19 protein-coding genes and 1 pseudogene are annotated in these 21,916 nt (G+C 62.5%); 8 read left to right on the forward strand and 12 right to left on the reverse strand.

From position 1 onward, the window contains the following. Nucleotide 1: 1 nt before the first annotated feature. The 3 genes from urtC to urtA all read right to left on the reverse strand — a co-directional run bounded on the left by urtC (nucleotide 2) and on the right by urtA (nucleotide 4,288). On the reverse strand, nucleotides 2-1,171 hold the full coding sequence (gene urtC, locus ACM6UT_RS01540) for an urea ABC transporter permease subunit UrtC (RefSeq protein ID WP_416795613.1): 1,170 nt from the start codon (nucleotides 1,169-1,171) through the stop codon (nucleotides 2-4). Further along, a complete protein-coding gene (gene urtB / locus ACM6UT_RS01545; protein WP_416795614.1) occupies nucleotides 1,168-2,772 on the reverse strand; it encodes an urea ABC transporter permease subunit UrtB in 1,605 nt (534 codons plus the stop codon). Before urtB ends, urtC begins: the two co-directional genes overlap by 4 nt. A gap of 226 nt (nucleotides 2,773-2,998) precedes the next feature. After that, nucleotides 2,999-4,288, reverse strand: coding sequence for an urea ABC transporter substrate-binding protein (gene urtA / locus ACM6UT_RS01550; protein ID WP_416795615.1), 1,290 nt, complete (start codon nucleotides 4,286-4,288; stop codon nucleotides 2,999-3,001). 275 nt (nucleotides 4,289-4,563) lie between these two features. Between urtA and gdhA the strand changes: the two genes are divergently transcribed. The 3 genes from gdhA to ACM6UT_RS01565 all read left to right on the forward strand — a co-directional run bounded on the left by gdhA (nucleotide 4,564) and on the right by ACM6UT_RS01565 (nucleotide 10,377). Further along, a complete protein-coding gene (gene gdhA / locus ACM6UT_RS01555) occupies nucleotides 4,564-5,925 on the forward strand; it encodes an NADP-specific glutamate dehydrogenase (RefSeq protein WP_416795616.1) in 1,362 nt (453 codons plus the stop codon). 149 nt (nucleotides 5,926-6,074) lie between these two features. Next, nucleotides 6,075-9,437, forward strand: coding sequence for a hybrid sensor histidine kinase/response regulator (locus tag ACM6UT_RS01560; protein WP_416795617.1), 3,363 nt, complete (start codon nucleotides 6,075-6,077; stop codon nucleotides 9,435-9,437). 19 nt (nucleotides 9,438-9,456) lie between these two features. After that, nucleotides 9,457-10,377, forward strand: a complete 921-nt coding sequence (locus ACM6UT_RS01565) for a response regulator (protein WP_416795618.1) — start codon at nucleotides 9,457-9,459, stop codon at nucleotides 10,375-10,377. A 216-nt stretch (nucleotides 10,378-10,593) separates the two neighbouring features. Here ACM6UT_RS01565 and ACM6UT_RS01570 read toward each other — a convergent pair whose 3' ends face one another. The 6 genes from ACM6UT_RS01570 to ACM6UT_RS01595 form a co-directional block, all read right to left on the reverse strand. Further along, nucleotides 10,594-11,712, reverse strand: coding sequence for a branched-chain amino acid ABC transporter substrate-binding protein (locus ACM6UT_RS01570; protein WP_416795619.1), 1,119 nt, complete (start codon nucleotides 11,710-11,712; stop codon nucleotides 10,594-10,596). 141 nt (nucleotides 11,713-11,853) lie between these two features. Next, the gene (locus tag ACM6UT_RS01575) at nucleotides 11,854-12,207 is read right to left on the reverse strand and encodes a DUF6867 family protein (RefSeq protein ID WP_416795620.1); all 354 of its coding nucleotides are present in this window, start codon (nucleotides 12,205-12,207) and stop codon (nucleotides 11,854-11,856) included. A gap of 21 nt (nucleotides 12,208-12,228) precedes the next feature. Further along, complete coding sequence (locus ACM6UT_RS01580) at nucleotides 12,229-12,957, reverse strand: ABC transporter ATP-binding protein (protein ID WP_416795621.1); 729 nt, start codon at nucleotides 12,955-12,957, stop codon at nucleotides 12,229-12,231. Next, on the reverse strand, nucleotides 12,957-13,829 hold the full coding sequence (locus tag ACM6UT_RS01585; protein WP_416795622.1) for an ABC transporter ATP-binding protein: 873 nt from the start codon (nucleotides 13,827-13,829) through the stop codon (nucleotides 12,957-12,959). The genes ACM6UT_RS01580 and ACM6UT_RS01585 overlap by 1 nt, the downstream gene beginning before the upstream one ends. Further along, nucleotides 13,829-15,220 carry a high-affinity branched-chain amino acid ABC transporter permease LivM gene (livM, locus tag ACM6UT_RS01590; RefSeq protein ID WP_416795623.1) on the reverse strand — a complete coding sequence of 464 codons (1,392 nt, stop codon included), beginning with the start codon at nucleotides 15,218-15,220 and terminating at the stop codon, nucleotides 13,829-13,831. The genes ACM6UT_RS01585 and livM overlap by 1 nt, the downstream gene beginning before the upstream one ends. A 4-nt stretch (nucleotides 15,221-15,224) precedes the next feature. Further along, complete coding sequence (locus ACM6UT_RS01595; protein ID WP_416795624.1) at nucleotides 15,225-16,127, reverse strand: branched-chain amino acid ABC transporter permease; 903 nt, start codon at nucleotides 16,125-16,127, stop codon at nucleotides 15,225-15,227. Between the two features lie 450 nt (nucleotides 16,128-16,577). Here ACM6UT_RS01595 and cysQ point away from each other — a divergent pair, with 450 nt between their 5' ends. Together cysQ and ACM6UT_RS01605 are read left to right on the forward strand one after the other, a co-directional pair. Continuing rightward, nucleotides 16,578-17,363, forward strand: a complete 786-nt coding sequence (gene cysQ, locus ACM6UT_RS01600; protein ID WP_416795865.1) for a 3'(2'),5'-bisphosphate nucleotidase CysQ — start codon at nucleotides 16,578-16,580, stop codon at nucleotides 17,361-17,363. A gap of 165 nt (nucleotides 17,364-17,528) precedes the next feature. Further along, on the forward strand, nucleotides 17,529-18,566 hold the full coding sequence (locus ACM6UT_RS01605) for a DUF2793 domain-containing protein (protein WP_416795625.1): 1,038 nt from the start codon (nucleotides 17,529-17,531) through the stop codon (nucleotides 18,564-18,566). On the opposite strand, the pseudogene ACM6UT_RS01610 reads toward ACM6UT_RS01605, so the two are convergent. Next, nucleotides 18,563-18,747, reverse strand: a pseudogene (locus ACM6UT_RS01610) (helix-turn-helix domain-containing protein); the annotation flags it as partial. The gene ACM6UT_RS01605 and the pseudogene ACM6UT_RS01610 sit on opposite strands and share 4 nt — an antisense overlap. A 291-nt stretch (nucleotides 18,748-19,038) precedes the next feature. On the opposite strand from ACM6UT_RS01610, the gene sciP reads away from it, so the two are divergent. Further along, nucleotides 19,039-19,314 carry a CtrA inhibitor SciP gene (gene sciP / locus ACM6UT_RS01615; protein WP_006725852.1) on the forward strand — a complete coding sequence of 92 codons (276 nt, stop codon included), beginning with the start codon at nucleotides 19,039-19,041 and terminating at the stop codon, nucleotides 19,312-19,314. Between the two features lie 165 nt (nucleotides 19,315-19,479). After that, complete coding sequence (locus ACM6UT_RS01620) at nucleotides 19,480-19,761, forward strand: GNAT family N-acetyltransferase (protein WP_416795626.1); 282 nt, start codon at nucleotides 19,480-19,482, stop codon at nucleotides 19,759-19,761. Between the two features lie 110 nt (nucleotides 19,762-19,871). Here the strand turns inward: ACM6UT_RS01620 and ACM6UT_RS01625 are convergent, their stop codons facing one another. Then, nucleotides 19,872-20,222 (reverse strand): flagellar export protein FliJ, encoded by a 351-nt coding sequence (locus tag ACM6UT_RS01625; protein WP_416795627.1) that lies wholly within the window; start codon nucleotides 20,220-20,222, stop codon nucleotides 19,872-19,874. A 448-nt stretch (nucleotides 20,223-20,670) separates the two neighbouring features. Between ACM6UT_RS01625 and ctrA the strand changes: the two genes are divergently transcribed. Further along, nucleotides 20,671-21,372, forward strand: coding sequence for a response regulator transcription factor CtrA (gene ctrA / locus ACM6UT_RS01630; RefSeq protein WP_099058674.1), 702 nt, complete (start codon nucleotides 20,671-20,673; stop codon nucleotides 21,370-21,372). Nucleotides 21,373-21,519: 147 nt separating this feature from the next. Here the strand turns inward: ctrA and ACM6UT_RS01635 are convergent, their stop codons facing one another. Then, complete coding sequence (locus ACM6UT_RS01635; protein ID WP_416795628.1) at nucleotides 21,520-21,882, reverse strand: response regulator; 363 nt, start codon at nucleotides 21,880-21,882, stop codon at nucleotides 21,520-21,522. Nucleotides 21,883-21,916 lie beyond the last annotated feature (34 nt).

The raw sequence follows: 21,916 nt of genomic DNA on the forward strand, positions 1-21,916 counted from the left end.
CTCACTCCGCAGCCACGGGGGCCGGTTGGGGATTCGCGTCGGCGTTCGCCGCGTCCTTGTCGGCGGCTTCCCGATATTCCCGCCGCCGGGCGATATACTGCTGCACCGTTCCGACGATGCCCTTGGGCAGGAAGAGCGTGACACCGATGAAGAGGCCACCCAGCGCGAAGAGCCAGAGGTCCGGAAACGCGCCGGTGAAATAGCTCTTTCCCACGTTGACGAGGATCGCCCCGATGATCGGCCCGATCAGCGTGCCGCGCCCGCCGACCGCCGTCCACACGACCACTTCGATGGAATTGGCAGGCGCGAACTCGCCCGGATTGATGATGCCGACCTGCGGCACGAAGAGCGCCCCGGCGATCCCCGCCATCATCGCCGAGACGGTGAAGGTGAAGAGCTTGATGTTTTCCACCCGGTAGCCCAGGAAGCGCACGCGGCTTTCCGCATCGCGCACCCCGACCAGTACCTTGCCGAACTTGGAACGGGTGATCGCCGAAGCGAGGACGAGGCAGAGCGCCAGAAAGAGTGCCGAGAGGGCGAAGAGCACAGCACGCGTCCCGTCCGCCTGGACGGAGAAGCCGAGGATTTCCTTGTAGTCGGTCAGCCCGTTATTGCCGCCGAAGCCCATGTCGTTGCGGAAGAAGGCGAGCATCAGCGCATAGGTCATCGCCTGGGTGATGATCGAGAGATAGACGCCGTTGACACGCGAGCGGAAGGCAAACCAGCCGAAGACGAAGGCGAGCAGGCCCGGAACGATCAGCACCATCGCCATGGCGATGGGGAACATGTCCATGCCACGCCAGAACCACGGCAGTTCCTTCCAGTTCAGGAAGACCATGAAGTCCGGCAGAATCGGGTCGCCATAGACGCCTCGGCTGCCGATCTGGCGCATCAGATACATGCCCATCGCATAGCCGCCGAGCGCGAAGAAGGCGCCATGGCCGAGCGAGAGGATGCCGCAATAGCCCCAGACGAGGTCGAGTGCCAGCGCCAGGAGCGCATAGCAGAGATATTTGCCGAAGAGCGACATGATGTAGGTCGGCACATGCAGCTGGCTATCGGGCGGCGTCATCAGGTTGAGCGCCGGAATGAGCAAGGCAAAGGCGACGAGGATGCCGACGGCAATGACGATCTTGCCTTCGAGTGCACGCAGGATGAAGCCGGTAATCACGCTTCCACCGCCCTTCCCTTGAGCGCGAAGAGGCCGCGCGGACGCTTCTGGATGAAGAGGATGATGAGGACCAGCACGAGGATCTTGCCGAGCACTGCACCGACGGAAGGTTCGAGGAACTTGTTGAGCACGCCGAGCGAGAGCGCCCCGACCAGCGTACCCCAGAGATTGCCGACGCCGCCGAAGACCACGACCATGAAGCTGTCGATGATGTAGGACTGGCCGAGGTTCGGTGAGACATTGTCGATCTGGCTGAGCGCCACGCCGGCGATGCCGGCGATCCCGGAACCGAGCGCGAAGGTGAAGGCATCGACGAGAGGCGTTCGGATGCCCATGGAAGACGCCATGCGGCGGTTCTGGGTGACCGCGCGCATCTGCAGGCCGAAGGACGACCGCTTCATAAGCGTCAGCAGTGCGAAGAAGATGGTGAGCGAGAACAGCACGATCCACAGCCGGTTCCAGGTGATCGTCATGCCGCCGAGCGCAAAGGAACCCGACATCCAGGACGGATTGCCGACCTCCTGGTTGGTCGGACCGAAGATGGTGCGGATCGCCTGTTGCAGGATGAGCGAGATGCCCCAGGTGGCCAGCAGGGTTTCAAGCGGCCGTCCATAGAGGAAACGGATGACGCCGCGTTCGATGACGAGGCCGATGACGGCGGTGACAAGAAAGGCGACCGGCAACGCGATCGCGAGCGACCAGTCGAAGAGATGCGGATAGCTGGTGCGGATCACCTGCTGGACCACGAAGGTGGAATAGGCGCCGATCATGACCATCTCGCCATGCGCCATGTTGATGATGCCCATGACGCCGAAGGTGATCGCAAGTCCGATGGCCGCAAGCAGCAGCACCGAGCCGAGCGAGATGCCGTACCAGACGTTCTGGCCCGCATCCCACAGCATCAGCTGGCTCTCGATGCCGGAAATCGCCGCGTCGAGATCGGGCCTGAGGCTCTCGTCGATCGTCGACGACACCGACATCAGGATGCCGATCGCCTCGCGCCCGCCGAGCGAGGCGACGGTTTCGATTGCGGCGCGCTTCTCGTCGGCGCTGCGGTCGGAGGCAAGCACGGAGACCGCACGAGCCTCCTCCATGCGCGCCTTGACCTCGGCGTCCGTTTCCTTGGCAAGCGCCGCCTCGACGAGTTCAAGGTTCTCCGCACCGGGCGACAGCAGGACCGCCTGCGCGGCGGCAAGGCGCACGCCGCGATCGGGGCTGAGCAGCGTGAGCCCGCCGAGGGCCGAACGGATCGCCCGGCGGAGATTGTTGTTGACCTTGATCTTGGTGAAGGCCGCCTTCGGCGCCTCGCCGACCGCCTCGCCCGTCAGCGGATCGATCGCGGCGAGGTTCCCGCCTGCTGCCTTCGTGATGAACACGGCACCATCCGACTTGCGGACATAGAGATCGCCTTCGGCAAAGGCTTCGAGTACCGGGACCACGCGCGGGTCGCCGGTTGCGGCGATCTCACCTAGCAGTTCTTCGGCCTGCTTGAAATTCGCCTTGCCGAGCGCGTTGATGAGGTCTCTCGGATCGCTCTGCGCCATGGTGGGCGCGGCGAAGGAGAAGAAAATTAAAAAGAACGCGAGCAGTCGATTGGTCATTGTGGCAGTCCCCGTCGCCCACCGTTATCGGAGGCGATTGCGGCTTGCTCCCTCCTCTCCCCGCGGGGAGAAGTGCCGAGCGGATGCGAGGCTGGTTCGTAGCCACCCTCCCCTTGAGGGGGAGGGTCGAACCAAAGGTTCGGGGTGGGGTGACCATGCACGAGGTCACCCCCACCCATCGCTGCGCGATGACCTCCCCCCTCAAGGGGGAGGTAGGAGTAGCCGATCAGCTGCCCTTGCCGCCGCACTTGCCGGACGCGACGTTGAAGTTGCCGCAGGACATCGGCTTGCGCCAGTCGGAGATCAGGTCCTTGGAGTCCGGCAGGTAATCCGACCACTCGTCGCCGACGACGGCCGGCGTCTCCTGGACGATTTCGAACTGGCCGTCGGCCTGGATTTCGCCGATCAGCACCGGCTTGGTGATGTGGTGGTTCGGCATGACGGTCGAGGTGCCGCCCGAAAGGTTCGGAACGGAGACGCCGATGATCGAGTCGAGAACGGCGTCGGTATCGGTCGTGCCGGCGGCTTCGACCGCCTTCACCCAGGCGTTGAAGCCGATATAGGCGGCCTCCATCGGGTCGTTGGTCACGCGCTTGTCGTTCTTGGTGAAGGCGTGCCAGGTCTTGATGAACTCGGCATTGACCGGCGCGTCGACGGACTGGAAATAGTTCCAGGCGGCGAGATGGCCGACGAGCGGCGCCGTATCGAGGCCGGCAAGCTCTTCTTCGCCGACGGAGAAGGCGACGACCGGGATGTCTTCCGCCTTGATGCCCTGGTTGGCGAGCTCCTTGTAGAACGGCACGTTCGCGTCACCGTTGATGGTCGAGACGACGGCGGTCTTCTTGCCGGCCGAACCGAATTTCTTGATGTCGGAGACGATGGTCTGCCAGTCGGAATGGCCGAAGGGCGTGTAGTTGATCATGATGTCTTCTTCGGCAACGCCCTTCGACATCAGATAGGCTTTCAGGATCTTGTTGGTCGTCTGCGGATAGACGTAGTCGGTGCCGGCCAGCACCCAGCGCTCGACGCCTTCGTTTTCGGCGAGGTAGTCGACGGCGGGAATCGCCTGCTGGTTCGGCGCGGCACCCGTGTAGAAGATGTTGCGCGAGGATTCCTCACCCTCGTACTGGACCGGGTAGAAGAGGATCGAGTTCAGCTCTTCGAAGACCGGCAGGACGGACTTGCGCGAAGAGGACGTCCAGCAGCCGAAGACGGCGGCGACCTTGTCCTTTTCAATGAGCTCGCGCGCCTTTTCGGCGAACAGCGGCCAGTCGGAGGCCGGGTCGACCACGACCGCCTCGAGTTTCTTGCCGAGAACACCGCCCTTCTTGTTCTGCTCGTCGACGAGCATCAGCATGGCGTCCTTGAGCGTCGTCTCCGAGATCGCCATGGTGCCGGACAGCGAATGCAGGACGCCGATCTTGATCGTATCGTCGGCGGCGAAGGCGCCCTGCAGGGCGGTTGCCGAAAGCATGGCGGCGCCAAGCGCTCCCATCATCAGGTTCTTGAATTTCATCGGAATTCCCCTCTCTTCAGCAGCGGGTCCCGAGATTAGGAAGAGCTTAATGCCCGCTGTCCGAGGGAACTATCCGACCGAATTGTGCACTGCGACATACGTTGTTTGACGTATGAGAGGGGGGAAAATGGCATTCCGGGTGCCGATCGTCCCGATCAGCCCGGCACTGTCACCAATTGTCGCAATGATGAATAACTATTCAATATGCCTAGAATTTGCGTTATCGGCAGTACCGTGTTGCCTTGTTTTGGGCGCGAAAGCTGCAGGAGAAGAGAGTGGTCAACGTAGACGAGAAGCTTCAGCCTATCCTGGATGAGGTGATACGCAGGAATGCGGGTGAGAACGAATTCCACCAAGCTGTACGTGAAGTGCTTGAAAGTCTTGGCAGGGTCATCGCCAAGCACCCCGATTATGCCGACGATGCGCTGATCGAGCGGATCTGCGAGCCGGAGCGGCAGATCATCTTCCGCGTTCCGTGGATCGACGACAAGGGACGAGTTCAGATCAACCGCGGTTTTCGCGTGCAGTTCAATTCCGCGCTGGGGCCGTACAAGGGCGGGATCCGTTTCCATCCCTCGGTCAATGTCGGCATCATCAAATTCCTGGGTTTCGAGCAGACCTTCAAGAACGCACTGACCGGCATGCCGATCGGTGGCGGCAAGGGCGGCTCCGACTTCAATCCGCGTGACCGTTCCGATGGCGAAATCATGCGCTTCTGCCAATCCTTCATGACGGAACTCTACCGCCATCTCGGGGAGTATACCGATGTTCCCGCCGGCGATATCGGTGTGGGCGGACGCGAGATCGGCTACATGTTCGGCCAGTACAAGCGGCTCACCAACCGCTATGAAGCCGGCGTCCTGACGGGCAAGGCGCTCTTCTACGGGGGCTCGCGCGCCCGCACTGAAGCGACGGGTTATGGCAATACCTATTTCGTGCAGTCCATGCTGGCGACAAAAGGGCAGAGCTTCGACGGCAAGAAGGTCGTCGTCTCGGGCTCAGGCAATGTTGCCATCTATACGGTCGAGAAGGTGCAGTCGTTTGGCGGCAAGGTCATGGCCGTCTCTGACAGTTCCGGCTATGTTGTCGATGAAAACGGCATCGACCTCGCGCTCCTCAAGGAGATCAAGGAGGTTCGCCGTGGCCGCGTCTCGGACTATCTCCGCGCCAAGGGCGAGGGCAAGGGCGTCTACTTCGTCAAGGCCGACGCAGGATCGATTTGGGACGTCCCATGCGACGTGGCGATGCCATCAGCCACCCAGAATGAGCTGACCGGAAAGGATGCCAAGAAGCTTGTCGCGAACGGAGTGATCGCGGTAGGCGAAGGCGCAAACATGCCCTCCACGCCCGATGCGATTCACATCTTCCAGGAGGCCGGCGTTCTCTTCGCGCCAGGCAAGGCTGCCAATGCAGGCGGTGTAGCGACCTCCGCGCTCGAAATGCAGCAGAACGCATCCCGCGACAGCTGGACGTTCGAGCAGACCGAGGCTCGGCTTGCCACCATCATGCGCAACATTCACGACGCATGCGCAGAGACAGCCGAGAAATATGGAGCACCAGGAGACTATGTCCTCGGGGCGAATATCGCGGGCTTCGTCCGTGTCGCCGATGCAATGCGTGCCCTCGGAGTCATCTAGGTCCACTCCGGGACCAGCTTCCGGACGCGGCGGCGTCCGGAAGCTGTCCAGTCTTGACAATCACGACGCGAAAGCCCTTGCAAATTGACGGCGTTCCGCCAAAAGTGCCTAATTGAAAGTCATTCTTTCAGGGGCGCCAGAAAATAGGCATGTGGGCACGTCAGCGCATTATTCCGGTCCGGCGCGAATACAACCGCTGGGTCGCCGACCAGACGCTTGAAGACTACGCGCTGCGCTTCACGGCCAAGAGTGCGCGACGATATTCGACGTCGCGGATCTCGCAAACCGCCATCGGTGCGATCTCGTTTCTGGCGCTGGAGGCCGTCGGCGGCACGATCACCCTTTCCTATGGCACAACCAACGCATGTCTCGCCATCCTGGCGGCGGCGCTGGTCATGCTGCTCGTCGGCGTGCCGATCACCCGCTATGCCATCCGCCACGGCGTCGACATCGACCTTCTGACCCGCGGCGCGGGCTTCGGCTATATCGGCTCGACCATCACCTCGCTGATCTATGCGAGCTTCACCTTCATGCTCTTCGCCATCGAGGCATCGATCATGACCGGGGCGCTCGACCTCACCTTCGGCGTTCCACCCTGGATCGGTTACATCGTCTCCGCCGCGGTCGTCATTCCGCTGGTCACCTACGGCGTCCGGCTGATCTCGAAGTTCCAGTTGCTGACGCAGCCCTTCTGGATCGTGCTCAACATCCTGCCCTTCGTCTTCATCGCCTTTCTCGACTGGGAAAAGATCGATCTCTGGCGCTCCTTTGCCGGCATCGGCCATTCCAACGCGCAGACGGGTCCGGCCGCACCCTTCAACCTGGTCGAATTCGGCGCGGCCTCCGCAGTGATCCTTGCCCTGATGCCGCAGATCGGCGAACAGGTCGACTTCCTGCGCTTCCTGCCACCGGAAGGCGGGCGCAAGCTGCGCCATCGCCTCGCCGTCTTCCTCGCCGGTTCCGGCTGGGTCGTCCTCGGCGTCCCGAAGCTGCTGGCCGGTTCCTTCCTCGCGGTGCTGACGCTTTCGACCGGTGTCCCCGTTCGCGAGGCGGCCGACCCCGCCCACATGTATTTCGCCGCCTTCGGCTACATGATCCCGAACGAGACGGCGGCCATGCTGCTGATGGCCTGTTTCGTCGTCATCTCGCAGCTCAAGATCAACGTGATGAACGCCTATGCGGGATCGCTCGCCTGGTCGAACTTCTTCTCCCGCCTCACCCACAGCCACCCGGGTCGGGTCGTCTGGCTGGTGTTCAACGTGGCGATCGCGCTCCTGCTGATGGAACTCGGCATCTACCGGCTGTTGGAGGAGACGCTCGGCATCTTCTCGATCGTCGCCATGGCATGGCTCTGCACCGTTTCGGCGGATCTCTTCGTCAACAAGGCGCTCGGCCTTGCGCCGCCCGGCATCGAGTTCAAGCGCGCCCATCTCTACGACGTCAATCCGGTGGGCTGCGGTACATTGCTGCTCTCCGCCGGCATTGCGCTTGCCGCGCATTTCGGGCTGTTCGGCGCGCAGACGGCGTCGCTCGCGACCTATGTGACGCTCGTCGCCTTTCTGATCTCGCCGCTGATCGCCTGGGCGACCGACGGCCGGTTCTATCTCGCCCGCAAGCCGCGCCGGAGCTGGAAGAACCTCACCTCGATCACCTGTTCGATCTGCGAACACCCGTTCGAGCCGGAAGACATGGCATGGTGCCCTGCCTATGCCGCGCCCATCTGCTCACTCTGCTGTTCGCTCGACAGCCGCTGCCACGACATGTGCAAGCCGCAGGCGAAGCTCGATGCCCAGACCGCCTTCGTCGCCGCGCGAATCCTGCCGCCCTCCGCCCTCGCCTGGCTCTCCACCCGTCTCGGGCGCTACGCGATCACGGCCTTCGTCGCCGTCTCTATGATCGGCGCGATCCTCGCGCTCATTGCCCACCAGGTCGGTGCCGCTTCCCCGGAGACGGCGGCCGTGGTCGATCGTACGGCGCTGATCGTGTTCTTCGTCTTCTCGGTGATCGCCGGCGTCGCAAGCTGGTTCTACGTGCTCGCCCACGACAGCCGGGTCGTCGCGGAAGAGGAATCATCCCGCCAGAACACGCTGCTCCTGAAGGAGATCGCCGCCCACAGGAAGACCGACGCCGCCCTGCAGACGGCGAAAGAAACGGCAGAGGCCGCCAACCGCGCCAAGAGCCGCTATGTCGTCGGCCTCTCCCACGAACTGCGCACGCCGCTCAACGCGGTGCTCGGCTACGCACAAATCCTCGAGCGTGACGAAACGATCCCGCCAAAGCGGCAGTCGGCGATCCGGGTCATCCGCCGTTCCGCCGATCACCTCTCCGGCCTCATCGATGGTCTTCTCGACATCTCCAAGATCGAGGCCGGTCGCCTGCAGGTCTATTCGAACGAGCTCGACATCCAGGACTTCCTCGACCAGATCACCGACATGTTCCGCCCGCAGGCGGAGGCCAAGGGGCTCGCCTTCGTCCACCAGCGCGCCCGCGGCCTGCCGCAATATGTCCGCACCGACGAGAAGCGGCTGCGCCAGATCCTCGTCAACCTGCTGTCGAACGCGATCAAGTTTACCGACCGCGGCAGCGTCACCTTCAAGGTCGACTATCGCAGCCAGGTCGCAACGTTTACCGTCACCGATACGGGACGCGGGATCGCCGAGAAGGAGCTGACGCGGATCTTCGAGCCTTTTCAGCGCGGCGAGGCCGACAATGTCCGGCCCCTGCCAGGCCTGGGCCTCGGCCTGACGATCACCAGGCTCCTCACCAACACCCTCGGCGGCGAGATCGGCGTCTCGAGCGAGCGTGACGAGGGATCGACCTTCCGCGTGCGTCTGTTGCTTTCGGCCGTCGACCGGCCGAACACCGCCCCGGCGCCCGAGCGTAGGATCGTCTCCTATACCGGGCCGCGCCGGACCATCGTCGTCGTCGACGACAACGAGGACCACCGCGACCTGATGCGCGAAGTGCTGGCCCCGCTCGACTTCGTGGTGCTGACCGCGGCAGGAGGGCCGGAATGCCTGACCCTGATCGAGGGGGTGAAGGCCGACCTCTTCCTCGTCGACATCTCCATGCCCGGCATGGACGGGTGGCAACTCGTGGAGCGGTTGCGGGAGGCCGGCCAGACCGCCCCCATCCTGATGCTCTCCGCCAATATCGGCGACGGCTCGGTGTCGAACGGCGGCAGCGACGCCCACAACGACACGATCGCCAAGCCGGTCGACGTCCGCCGGTTGCGCGACAAGCTCGCGCAGTATCTCGGTCTCGAATGGACCTATGCCGACGAGCAGCCGACGACGAGACGGGCCGGAGCGCCGGAAAGACCGAAGCCGCCCGCGGCCGGACATATCGAGGAACTCGTGCGGCTCGGCGAGATCGGCTATATCCGCGGGATAGAGGCAAGGCTCGGGGAGATCGGTGCAGACCCGGACCATGTCGCCTTCACCGAGGCGCTACGCGCCCACGTGCAGGCCTTCGACATTCCGGGCTACCTCGCCCTCCTGAAGACCTACTAGACGGAAAGGGCCGAAACCCGTGGCTGATGCACTCGAACCCCGCGACATCGTGCTGCTCGTCGACGACAGCCCCGACGCGCTCGGTTTCCTCACCGAAGCGCTGGAGCAATCCGGCTTCTCCGTGCTGATCGCGACCTCGGGACAGGCGGCGCTGTCGATCGTCGGGCGCATCAGCCCCGACCTGATCCTCCTCGATGCGGTGATGCCCGCGATGGACGGTTTCGAGACCTGCCGCAGGCTGAAGGCCGACCCGGCCGTCGCGCAAGTGCCGGTGATCTTCATGACCGGCCTCACCGAAACCGAGCACGTCGTGCATGCACTGGACTCCGGTGGCGTCGACTACCTGACGAAGCCGATCAACATCGACGAGCTGCGAGCCCGCATCCGCGTGCATCTCGCCAACGCCCGCTCCGCCCGCAGCGCCCGCGTGGCGCTCGACGCAACCGGCCGCCATCTCGTGGCGTTTCGCGCCGACGGCGGTGTGCGCTGGTCGACGCCGCAGGCCTCCCGGCTGATCACAGAGGCGACCGGCCGCGACGACGGTGCCGATCTCGTGGCACCGGTCGTCGCCGGCTGGATGGCGACACGCAGCAAGCAGGGACAGGGTGGAGACGCGGCCTTCGCTTATCCCCCCTCCGGCGATCCTCTGCTGCATTTCTCGTTTCTGGGAGCGATCGGAGCCGACGAATACCTTTTCCGCCTGACCGCGGCCGCAAGGAGCGGTGACGAGGCCCTTCGCCGGACCTTCGGCCTGACCGTCCGCGAATCCGAGGTTCTCGCATGGATCGCCAAGGGCAAATCCAACCGCGACATCGGCGAGATCCTTGGCCTCTCCGCCCGCACCGTCAACAAGCACCTGGAGCAGATCTACGTGAAGCTCGGCGTCGAAAACCGCGCCTCCGCCGCCGTCAAGGCAGCGAACGTATTACACGAGGCGTGAGCGAGAGAGGCAGTGGGCGAATAGCGAATAGCGAATAGCGAATAGATGGCATTCAGGTTGTGCGAGCCGCGTACACCCTGTTCTCATCTGAATTATCATTGCCGCCACAGCTATTACCCGCGGCCTTGTTCCCTATTCGCTACTTCCTATCCCCCCACAACGCAGAAAGCCCGGCACGAGGCCGGGCTTTCCGTCAACCAGATTTGCAGGAGCGTATCACAGACCCTGCTGGAAGTAGCTGTACTTGCCGTCGGGGCCCTTCTTCCATTCGTACATGACGTAGCCAGGAAGCGTCGGGTCGCCCTTTTCGTCGAAGGAGATTTCGCCGAGAGCGGTGGTGAACTTGCCCTTCTTCATAGCTTCGGCCACGGCTTCGGGTTCGACCGAGCCTGCAGCTTTGGCGGCTTCCGCAATAACCTGAACACCAGCATAGGAGTAGAGGGTGTAAGCTTCAGGGTTGAAGCCGGCAGCCTTGAACTTCTCTACCAGCTCCTTGTTTTCCGGGCGCAGCGTCGGATCCGGACCGAAGGTATTCAGCGTGCCGGCAACGGCGTCGCCGGCGATCGAGGCGAGTTCGTTCGAAACGATACCGTCACCCGAGATGAGCGTGGCCTTCAGACCCTGATCGGCAGCCTGGCGGATGATGAGGCCGGCTTCGGTGTGCAAACCACCCCAGTAGATGATGGAAACGCCGGCTTCCTTCATCTTCGCGATGAGGGCGGAGAAGTCCTTGTCGCCGGCGTTGACGCCTTCATACATGACCTCGGTGACGCCAGCGGCGTTCATCGCCTTCTTGGTTTCGTCGGCGAGACCCTGACCATACGGGGTCTTGTCGTGGACCACAGCGATCTTTGCGTCCTTGAACTTTTCGGCAAGGTAAGCACCCGCAATACCGCCCTGCTGGTCATCACGGCCGCAGGTACGGAAGGTGTTCCACAGGCCGCGCTCGGTGAAGACCGGGTTGGTGGCAGCCGGGGTGACTTCGAGGATGCCGTTTTCGGCGTAGACTTCCGAAGCCGGGATCGAAACGCCGGAGTTGAAGTGACCGATCACGAACTTGACACCGTCAGCGACGAACTTGTTGGCCACCGAGATGCCCTGCTTCGGGTCGGACACGTCATCGCCGAGAACGATCTTGATCTGTTCGCCGTTGATGCCACCGGCAGCGTTGATGTCAGCTGCGGCCTGTTCAGCACCCTTCTGGATCTGAGCACCGAAAGCGGCGTTCGGACCCGTCAGCGGGGCGCCGATGCCGACGAGCACTTCGGCCCAGGCGCTGCCGCCGTAGGCCACCATGGCCGTCAGCGCAACAGCAGAGAGAAGAACCTTCTTCATATTGTTACTCCCAATTTTTAGGCAGGTTAGGTTTCTGAAACCCTGCGCAATACCCACCACAACTGCGCCGGTAATCTGTTCCACTCTGTATGAGAGCCAAGCCCTTCTTGCCGGCAATCTGCGACAAGAAAAACGTGGCTGTCAATCTTTGTTCTTCCACGAAAAGGCCGAGGTCTTTTCATAAAGCCAGTAGTAATTATCGACCATCTGACGGGTCCGGCGGACCCGGTATCCGGCTGTCGCAAAGACCAGCAGCACAGCGACGTCGATGACATAATAGAAGGGGTTGATGAACGGCCCCTGAAACAGCGCGTAATGCAGAAAGCGCATCGCGACGCCGAGTAAAAGCGTATAGACGATCACCGTCGGATAGTGCTGCCAGCCTTCGGCGACGGCCTTGCCCGTCCGCCACGCGGTCCAGAACCCGAGCAGCAGCACTAGGAACCGCAAGACGTAGCGGACGCCGGTGTCGGTCTCGAAAAACAATCCTTGCATGTCAAATTCCCCCTAACCCGATCAGTGATGGCCGCCTTCAAGGTAGGCCGCGCGAACCTGCGGGTCCGCGAGGAGTTCCTTGCCGGTGCCGCTCATGGTGACCTGGCCGTTGACCATCACATAGGCGCGGTCCGACAGCTTGAGCGCCGCGAAGGCGTTCTGCTCGACGAGGAAGACGGTAAGCCCTTCTTCCTTGTTGAGCTTCTTGATCGCCTCGAAGATGCCCTTGACGATCAGCGGAGCGAGGCCGAGCGAGGGTTCGTCGAGGAGGAGGAGCTTCGGACGTGCCATCAGGGCGCGGCCAATGGAGAGCATCTGCTGCTCGCCACCCGAAAGCGTGCCGCCGCGCTGCTGCTGGCGTTCCCTGAGGCGCGGGAAGAGGGTGAAGATCTTCTCGACGTCCTCGTTGAAATATTTGAGGTTGTCGAGCCCGGCACCCATCTGCAGGTTTTCGAAGACCGTCATGCGCGGGAAGATACGGCGACCTTCCGGCGACTGGGCGATGCGGCGACGCGCGATCAGGTGCGTCGGCATCCGCGTGATGTCGGTGCCGTCAAAGATCACCTGGCCGGAACGCGCCTGCGGGCTACCGCAGATCGTCATCATCAGCGTCGACTTGCCGGCGCCGTTGGCGCCGATCAGCGACACGATCTCACCCTGCCGGACCTCGACGGTCACCCCGCCGAGAGCACGGATGTTGCCGTAATAGGTCTCGACGTCCTTTACCTTGAGAAGCGGTTCAGTGGACATCAGTTCTGCCCTCCCGCAACGGCTTCGACCTCAGAAATTGCTTCATCCAACTCTTCATCCTCGACACCCAGATAGGCCGCGATGACCTTCGGGTCGTTCTTCACATGATCCGGCGTGCCGTCCGAGATCTTCTGGCCGTATTCGAGCACCACGATGTGGTCGGAAATCTCCATGACGACCGACATGTCGTGCTCGATCAGCAGGATCGAGGTCCCGGTATCGCCCCGGATGCTGTGAAGAAGGGTGTTGAGCGCCGCCGATTCGCGCGGGTTGAGGCCGGCCGCGGGCTCGTCGAGGCAGAGCAGTTCCGGCTCGGTGCACATGGCACGCGCGATCTCGAGACGCCGCTGGGCGCCATAGGGCAGATCGCCCGCCGGATCGTCGGCGCGATCGATGAGATCGGCCTTTTCGAGCCAGTGCGCCGCCTTTTCGACCGATTCCCTGGCCGCCCGCTTGTAGGCCGGCAGGCCAAGCAGGCCAAGAACGGTGTAGCCCGACGCCCGCATGAGGGCGTTGTGCTGTGCGACCAGCAGGTTTTCGAGAACAGTCAGGCCCGAGAAGAGCCGGATGTTCTGGAAGGTGCGCGCCACCTTGGCCTGCTTGGTGATCTCGAAGTCCGGCAGCCGCTCGAGCAGGTACTGCTTGCCCGAACGCTGGGTGAGCGTGAGCATCCCCATCGTCGGCTTGTAGAAGCCGGTGATGCAGTTGAACACGGTCGTCTTGCCGGCGCCGTTCGGTCCGATGAGAGCGGTGATGTCACCGCGCCGCACGTCGAAGGAGAGGTCGTTGATGGCCATCAGTCCGCCGAATTTCATCGACAGATGTTCCACCTTCAGAATGTTGTCAGTCATCTGTTCGGTTCCGGAGGTCATCAGCCGTGACCTTCCTTGGTAAAGCTTCCGGATACCGCCTTGCGCTGCTTGAGGAAGGCGGTGGGTTCACGCGAGCCCACGAAGCCGCGGGGCTTGAAGAGCATGACGGCGATCATCGCAAGGCCGAAGAGCAGCATGCGATAGAGCTCCGGCGTGAAGTCCGGCCCGAAGATCTGCTTCAGGAACTCCATTTCGCGCAACAGTTCAGTGCCGCCGACCATGACGATCGCAGCGAGCGCGATGCCCGTCAGTGAACCCATGCCGCCGAGAACGACGATCGCCAGGATCACGGCGGATTCCAGGAACACGAAGGATTCCGGAGAGACGAAGCCCTGGCGGGCGGCGAAGAAGGAGCCAGCGAAGCCGCCGAACATCGCACCGATGGCAAAGGCCGCCAGCTTCGTCGTCACCGTGTTGATGCCGAGCGAACGGCAGGCGGTCTCGTCTTCGCGCAACGCTTCCCACGCGCGACCGATCGGCATGCGGCGCAGACGGATGGTCACGTAGGCCGTCAGCAGGCAGAGCGCGAGGATCAGGTAGAAGAGGAAGATCTTGTAATAGGCCGAGGACATCGGCAGACCGAAGAGCTTGGCGAAGCCGTCGGGCGAGGCGTCGAACTTGATGCCGAACAGCGTCGCCTTCGGAATGCCGGATACACCGAAAGTACCCTTGGTGACGTCGGTCCAGTTGATCAGCACCAGACGGATGATCTCACCGAAGGCGAGCGTCACGATCGCCAGATAGTCGCCGCGCAGCCTGAGGACCGGGAAGCCGAGCATGATGCCCCAGAAGGCGGCAAGGATGCCCGAGATCGGCAGCAACACCCAGAAGGAGAGACCGAACTGTTGCGACAGCAGCGCGTAGGAATAGGCACCGACCGCGTAGAAGGCGACATAGCCGAGGTCGAGCAGACCGGCGAGACCCACGACGATGTTGAGGCCCCAGGCGAGCATCACGTAGATGAGGATCTGGATGCCGAAGTTGTCGACGAACTTCAGCGAACCCTGGACGCCGAAGATGGCCATGATGATCGGCGGATAGAGCAGCAGCGCCACCAATCCGATCTTCAGGAAGTGCTTATGGAAGAAGCTCGCCTTGGCCTCGATCTCGTGGACCGGAACCTGGGCCCGGTTCGCCTTGCGCTCGGCAAGCCAGGGCGACAGGAAGCCGACCATCACGAAGCGGCCGACTGCGGCGATCGCGACGAAGATGGCGAGCAGACCCCAACGCGGATACCAGATCAGCGTGTTGGAGATGTCCTGGTCGGTCTTGATGCCGATGTAGAGGCTGAACATGCCGAGCGCGATCACGCCGGCGAAGATGCCTTCCTTGAAGGCCTTCGCGAGATGACCCGGCTGGGCGTTGTTTTGCACGGTTGCAGTATTCGCCATCGGATCACACCTTCTCGACTTCAGGACGGCCCAGGATGCCGGTCGGCTTGAAGATCAGCACGAAGGCCAGGATGGCGAAGGTCGCGACATCCTTGTAGGCGATCGTGAAATAGGCCGACCAGAGCGACTCGATGAGACCGATCAGCAGTCCGCCGAGAACTGCGCCGGGAAGCGAACCGATACCGCCGAGAACCGCGGCCGTGAAGGCCTTCACGCCCGGCGTGAAGCCGTCGGCAAACGACGCGACCCCGTAATACATCAGATACATGGTACCGGCGACCGCTGCGAGTGCGGCGCCCATGACGAAGGTGATCGAGATCGTGCGGTCGACGTCGACGCCAAGGAGCGCCGCCATCTTGCGGTCCTGTTCGGTCGCTCTTTGCGCACGACCGAGCGGCGTCTTGTTGACGATGTACCAGAAGATCGTGAGCAAGACCGCCGTGACGACGACGATGATGATCTGCTTCAGGGAAACGGTGATCGCGCCGAGATGGTAAACGTCGCTGACGAGCGACGGAATCGGCTTGTTGCGCGGACCCTGTGCAACCTGAATGAAGTTCGAGAGCACGATCGACATGCCGATTGCGGTGATGAGCGGCGCAAGCCGGAAGGAACCACGCAACGGGCGGTAGGCGACGCGTTCGATCACCCAGTTCCACAGTCCGGTCATCAGCATCGCAACGACCAGCATGACCAGCAGCGCGAGCGCGACCGGGATGCCTGCGAAGAATGATGTCAGGATGAGAAAGACGATCAAGGCAGCGAAGCTGCCGAGCATGAAGATGTCACCATGGGCAAAGTTGATCATGCCGATGATGCCGTAGACCATGGTGTAGCCGATGGCCACCAGGCCATAGATAGACCCAAGAGTCAGCCCGTTTATGAGCTGCTGGACGAAATACTCCATATGTTATCCCCCAGACGCGGTCGTCAACGCGTCCCATTTTTAGTTTCCCGTTCCGGGTTTTTCGCGTTCGGGATTTGATAGCGTTTTCGGTGAAAATGTGAAGCGCAAAAGCTTCCTTACGCACATTTTGTTGGTTTCCCACATAGATTTGGCGATTTCCGCGGCAAATCCCCCAAAAAAGCGACGTTAGTTGCTGCGGAAATAGCCATTGCCGGGAATCCCACCGAATTGCCGGGGAAAGCCTGTCGCCATGCGGGCCTTCCTCGGCGGCGGCGACGGCCGTTCGCGGCACCCGGCCGACACCTGGGACCGCCGTCGCCGATGAAAATGGCGGCAGAAAACACCCGTCGGCTTTTCATCAATTCTGCCATAGCTTAACGGTGACGGCCAGCCGCAATCTGACGGTCGGCCTTTCCGGAGCGCGGCAATGAAGGAGGACACGGGATGCGAATGCTGGACACCTTCGAAAAGGCGGCGATCAGTGCCGGCCAGGCGATCATGGAGGTTTTCGAGGCGGGGGCGACCGTCCGGCTGAAGGACGACGCCTCCCCCGTGACCGAAGCCGACGAGCGCGCCGAGCGGATCATTCTCGCGATCCTCGGCTCGGCGCTTCCGGATATTCCGGTCGTCGCAGAGGAATCCGTCGCCGCCGGAAAGGTGCCGGAGGTCGCGGACCGGCCGTTCATCCTCGTCGACCCGCTCGACGGGACAAAGGAATTCGTCAACCGTCGCGAGGACTTCACCGTCAATATCGCCCTCGTCGTCGACGGCGCACCGGTCGCGGGCGTGGTCTACGCCCCCGCGAAGGCGGTCGCCTACAGCGGATCGTCCGAGGGTGCGGAAAAGCTCCTGATCGCGCCGGACTTCACCATATCCGTCCGCAAGGCCATTCACGCCCGCCCGGTCGCGGAAGAGATGGTTGCCGTCGCCAGCCGCTCGCACAGCACGCCGGAGACCGAAACGTTCCTCGACCGGCAGCGCGTGTCGTCGCGGACATCGGTCGGGTCGTCCCTCAAGTTCTGCCTGCTGGCGGAGGGCGTGGCCGACGTCTATCCACGCTTCGGCCGCACGATGGAATGGGACACCGCGGCGGGCGACGCGGTGCTGAGAGCGGCCGGCGGCGTGACGCTCGACCTCGACGGCCTGCCGCTCCGCTACGGCAAGGTTCGGCAGGCGGCCGACAGCAACTTCGCCAATCCCTCCTTCATCGCCTGGGGCCGGCGTCAGCCGGTCTGAGGCAGGCGGCATCGCGGCAACGGGCGAGAAAACTCTTTCCTTTCAATGAAGGGAACCCGTTTTCGTTCACCCTCCCGCGGGCCGTGGGACAATTCTCCGAACCTGCGTCGCGATCAGTGCCGGCATCGACCGGCATCGGCCGGCGCCAACCGGAGAAGCACAACCATGACCGACGCCACGACCAACCTCGCTTTGCCCTACCTCCTCCCGGCCCAGGCCCAGAAGCATGTCACCCACAACGAGGCCCTGCAGCGGCTCGATGCCCTCGTCCAGCTGGTGATCGTCGGCACGTCGGCCTCGCCGCCGGCAGATGCCGTGGACGGCGGGTGCTACTGGACGGCGGCACCCGCGGCCGGCGACTGGAGCGGCAAGGAGGGCAGGCTCGCCTTTCGCCAGGATGGCAGCTGGATCTTCATCACGCCTCGCCCGGGCTGGCGCGCTTTCGACCTTCAGCGTGGGGGACTGGTCGTCTTCTCCGGGGGTGCGTGGAACGACCTGCCGCTGCCGGCGGACGCCGCCGTCGAGACGCTCGGCGTCAACGCCGCGGCCGATGGCTACAACCGGCTCGCCGTCTCGGCCGATGCCAGCCTCTTCAGCCATGCCGGCCACGGCCACCAGGTGAAGATCAATAAGGCCGCCGCCGCCGAGACGGCTTCGCTGCTGTTCCAGTCTGGCTGGCAGGGACGCGCCGAGATGGGGCTTGCAGGCTCCGACGCCTTCGCGATCAAGGTGAGCCCCGACGGAGGCGCCTGGACGACCGCGCTCGCGATCTCGTCCGCGGGCGTCGTCGAGATGAGCGGGCGCCCGGCCGTGCGCGCCTCTCTCGCGGCCTCGACCCTCGTACCGGCGGCGGGCAGCCATACGGGCTTCGACGACCTTCATGTCGTCCAGGGCGGGTTTGCACTCGGACCGGCTCTCGGTTCGGGATACGGCCACGCGCTCATGGTTCCGGCAACCGGCATCTATCAGGTGAGTATCGGGGCCGCCCTCCTGTCCTCTTCCGGGCACGAGATCGCGCTCAGCGTCAACGGAACGACCAGCATCAGCACGATCCAGGGCCCTGCCCTATCGTCGGCGACGTTTCAGTCGGTCATGGTAGTGACCTGGCTCTCGGCGGGAGACGAACTGTCCTTCAGGCACGGCGGCAGCGCCGAACTCCGGTTCGGCTATGGCGGCACGGAGCTCTCGGCGGTGATGATCTAGGGTCGACCGGCCCGGATCAGTCCGAGCCGGCAGGCGCGGGCGATCGCCTGCATGCGATTGACCGCGCCGAGCTTGCGCAGCGCTTTCTTGAGATAACTCACGACCGTGTGCGGAGAGATGTCGAGGATGACCGCGATCCCGTCGCTGCTCTTGCCTCGGCCGACCACCTGAGGCAGGGCAGAGGAAAGAACGCTCGTCGAAAACGAAGCCTCGCGGCGAAGCGAATGCACGTCCGGCCGCGTTGGTAGCCGGCCTTATACATGGTTCAGCGAGAACGAATACTGTTCTTTACGAATGACTTCTATACATTTCGCTCAGATTTAAGCAGCAGCGGCCGCGGAAACGCGCGACTGAAACCACAGTCGGTAAAATGGTAGAATTCTTATCAAATCGTTACTGCCTGCTTAGGCAATTTTTAAAGATGCCCGGCTAGCATGCGCTCGTGTGGTCTTGAGTATGTGTAGAGAGTCCAATGACCGAAATGATCCGCCCGCGAGTAAAATACGTCATCGGCCCCGATGGCAGTCCCCTGACCATCGCCGATCTGCCCCCGGCCAATACGCGTCGCTGGGTCATACGGCGGAAGGCGGAAGTCGTCGCCGCGGTGCGGGGTGGCCTGCTGAGCCTCGAGGAAGCCTGCGAGCGCTATACGCTGACGGTCGAGGAGTTCCTTTCCTGGCAGTCTTCGATCAACGACCACGGCTTGCCGGGTCTTCGCACCACCCGCATCCAGCAGTACCGCCACTGAGCTGTACCGGGCCCTCCCGGCCGAAGCCTTTCTCCCAAGATCCGGCGTTCGAGCACATCGAGCGCCCTTTCGTTTTGCAATCCGCCTCCCATATTGTAGCGCGGCCCGCCGGTCGACTAACCGGCGTTCGCCGCCGCTGCATTGTCCCCAACGAGGAGCAGGAAGATGGATTTTAGCCACGACGAGACAGGATCGGGTGGGCGCTACCGCGCGACCCTGGACGGCGCCGACGCCGTCATGACGTATTCGCGGACCTCCCCTCGCCTCATCATCGTCGATCATACGGAGGTCGCCGAAGCTCTTCGCGGCAAGGGCGTCGGCCAGGCGCTTGCCGTTCACGTCGTCGAGCAGGCCCGCACCGGCGGCTGGAAGATCATTCCGCTCTGCCCATTCTTCCGCGCCCAGGCGAACCGCCATCCGGAATGGAACGACGTCATTCAGTTCTGAGCGGTCGACGGACCGTTCCCGCCGATATCCCCATCTGAAAACGAAAATGCCGCGACCTCTGGTCGCGGCATCTTACAATTCGTTCCTGAACGCCCTGAGAGAGCGTCCGCCTATGCGCGGATGCGCATCTGGCTGTCGCGCTCCCCGAGCGCGGCCGCCTTTGCCATTTCGGCTTCCGCCTCCTCAAGCGCCAGTTCGGCTGCGTCCTGCTGGACCTTCAGTTCCCGGATCGAGATCTGGAGATTGTCCGCGCGCTGGCGTGCCGCCTTGGCAAAGGTCGGATAGGCGAAATGGTTCGGATCGGAAATGCCGGACTTCTTCTCCTCGAGAACGATCTGGTTCTCGAGTTCCTTCGCCATGCGATCGAATTCGGACATCATAGTCTGCAGCTGTTGCAATTGCCGACGCTTTTCGGCGACCTGAAATTCCTTCAGGCGCAATAGGCTCTCACGCGACTTCATACGCAATACTCCCGTGATGCGAGACCCCCCGCCACACATGCTCAAAAACTACCTGCCCATGCCGCTCGGACGAATCAGTGTCTGCAAAAAGTCCGCCGGGGTTAACAAAAAACTACCGCTGGTAACCTTTCGTTTACGGGCATCGTTAATGATAGGCACGATCATTTAAGGGTCGGTAAATGCCAGGGTCCGAAAATGGCCTGCGACAATGATGAGTCAAATGAATCGGTTAGCGTGCTTTCCTCGCAAGTTGATTCACTTATGGCGATGCCCGAAATCTGTGAAAAAACAGGAGACTGGTATCTTTGCTTAATAAATTCGGTACACCTTGCCAGAGGGAATCAGAATTTGTTAACCATTTGGTGGCAGCCTTCAAATCAGGCAACGACTGGATCCGTATCGCGTAGGGGGCCAACTCGACCTTTCGGCGGCGGTAAAGGGGATAATTATGCGGGTTCTACTCATTGAAGACGACAGCGCCACTGCGCAGAGCATCGAATTGATGCTCAAATCCGAAAGCTTCAACGTCTATACCACCGACCTCGGTGAAGAAGGCGTCGATCTCGGAAAACTTTACGATTACGACATTATCCTGCTCGACCTGAATCTGCCCGACATGTCCGGCTACGAGGTCCTGCGCACGCTGCGTCTTTCCAAGGTCAAGACCCCGATCCTCATCCTCTCCGGCATGGCGGGCATCGAGGACAAGGTCCGCGGCCTCGGCTTCGGCGCCGACGACTACATGACCAAGCCGTTCCACAAGGACGAGCTCGTTGCCCGCATCCATGCCATCGTCCGCCGCTCCAAGGGCCACGCCCAGTCGATCATCATCACCGGCGAGCTGATCGTGAACCTCGATGCCAAGACCGTCGAAGTCGGCGGCCAGCGCGTTCACCTGACCGGCAAGGAATACCAGATGCTGGAGCTCCTTTCGCTCCGCAAGGGTACGACCCTCACCAAGGAAATGTTCCTCAACCATCTCTACGGCGGTATGGACGAGCCGGAACTGAAGATCATCGACGTCTTCATCTGCAAGCTCCGCAAGAAGCTCGCCAACGCCGCCGGCGGCGCCAACTACATCGAGACCGTCTGGGGCCGCGGCTATGTCCTGCGCGAGCCGGACGGTTCGGAATACATGGAAACGGCCTGACAGGGCCATCCCCTCCCCGCATTCCTGGAACCTGCCCTTCGGGGCAGGTTTTTTTATTGCCCGCGCGCAGCGTGTGAGCGGAAACAATTCGTCCGCCGCGGCGGGACCGGGCGGACGGCGGTGAACGGTTTGTCTTGGGGGGTCAGATCAGGCGGCGATCGCCTTTCCGGTGAAGATCTGCGTCAGGATCTTGCGGTCGAAGGGCTTCAGCAGAAACTCGTTGGCCCCGGCACGCTTGCCGGCCATCATCGTCTTCAGGTCGGCCTCGATCACGCAGTAATAGATGAGCACGCTCTTGCCCTCCGGCAGCGCACGGATGTTGGTGATGAGGTCGAGCGCCCTGTCGAGGCCCGCATCGACAATGACGATGTTGGGAAGTTCGGTCTCGCAGCGCAGCAGCGCATCACGGGCCGAGGCAGCTTCGAGAACGAGGAAACCGATCTCCGAGAGGATACGCTTGCCGACCTTGCGAACGATATCCGCACTGTCTGCGATCATCAGACGTTGCATCAGAGACTCCCCCGGCTTTCCACCCCGAATTGCG

The organism is Ciceribacter azotifigens (assembly GCF_048159625.1).
Lineage (GTDB): Bacteria > Pseudomonadota > Alphaproteobacteria > Rhizobiales > Rhizobiaceae > Allorhizobium > Allorhizobium azotifigens.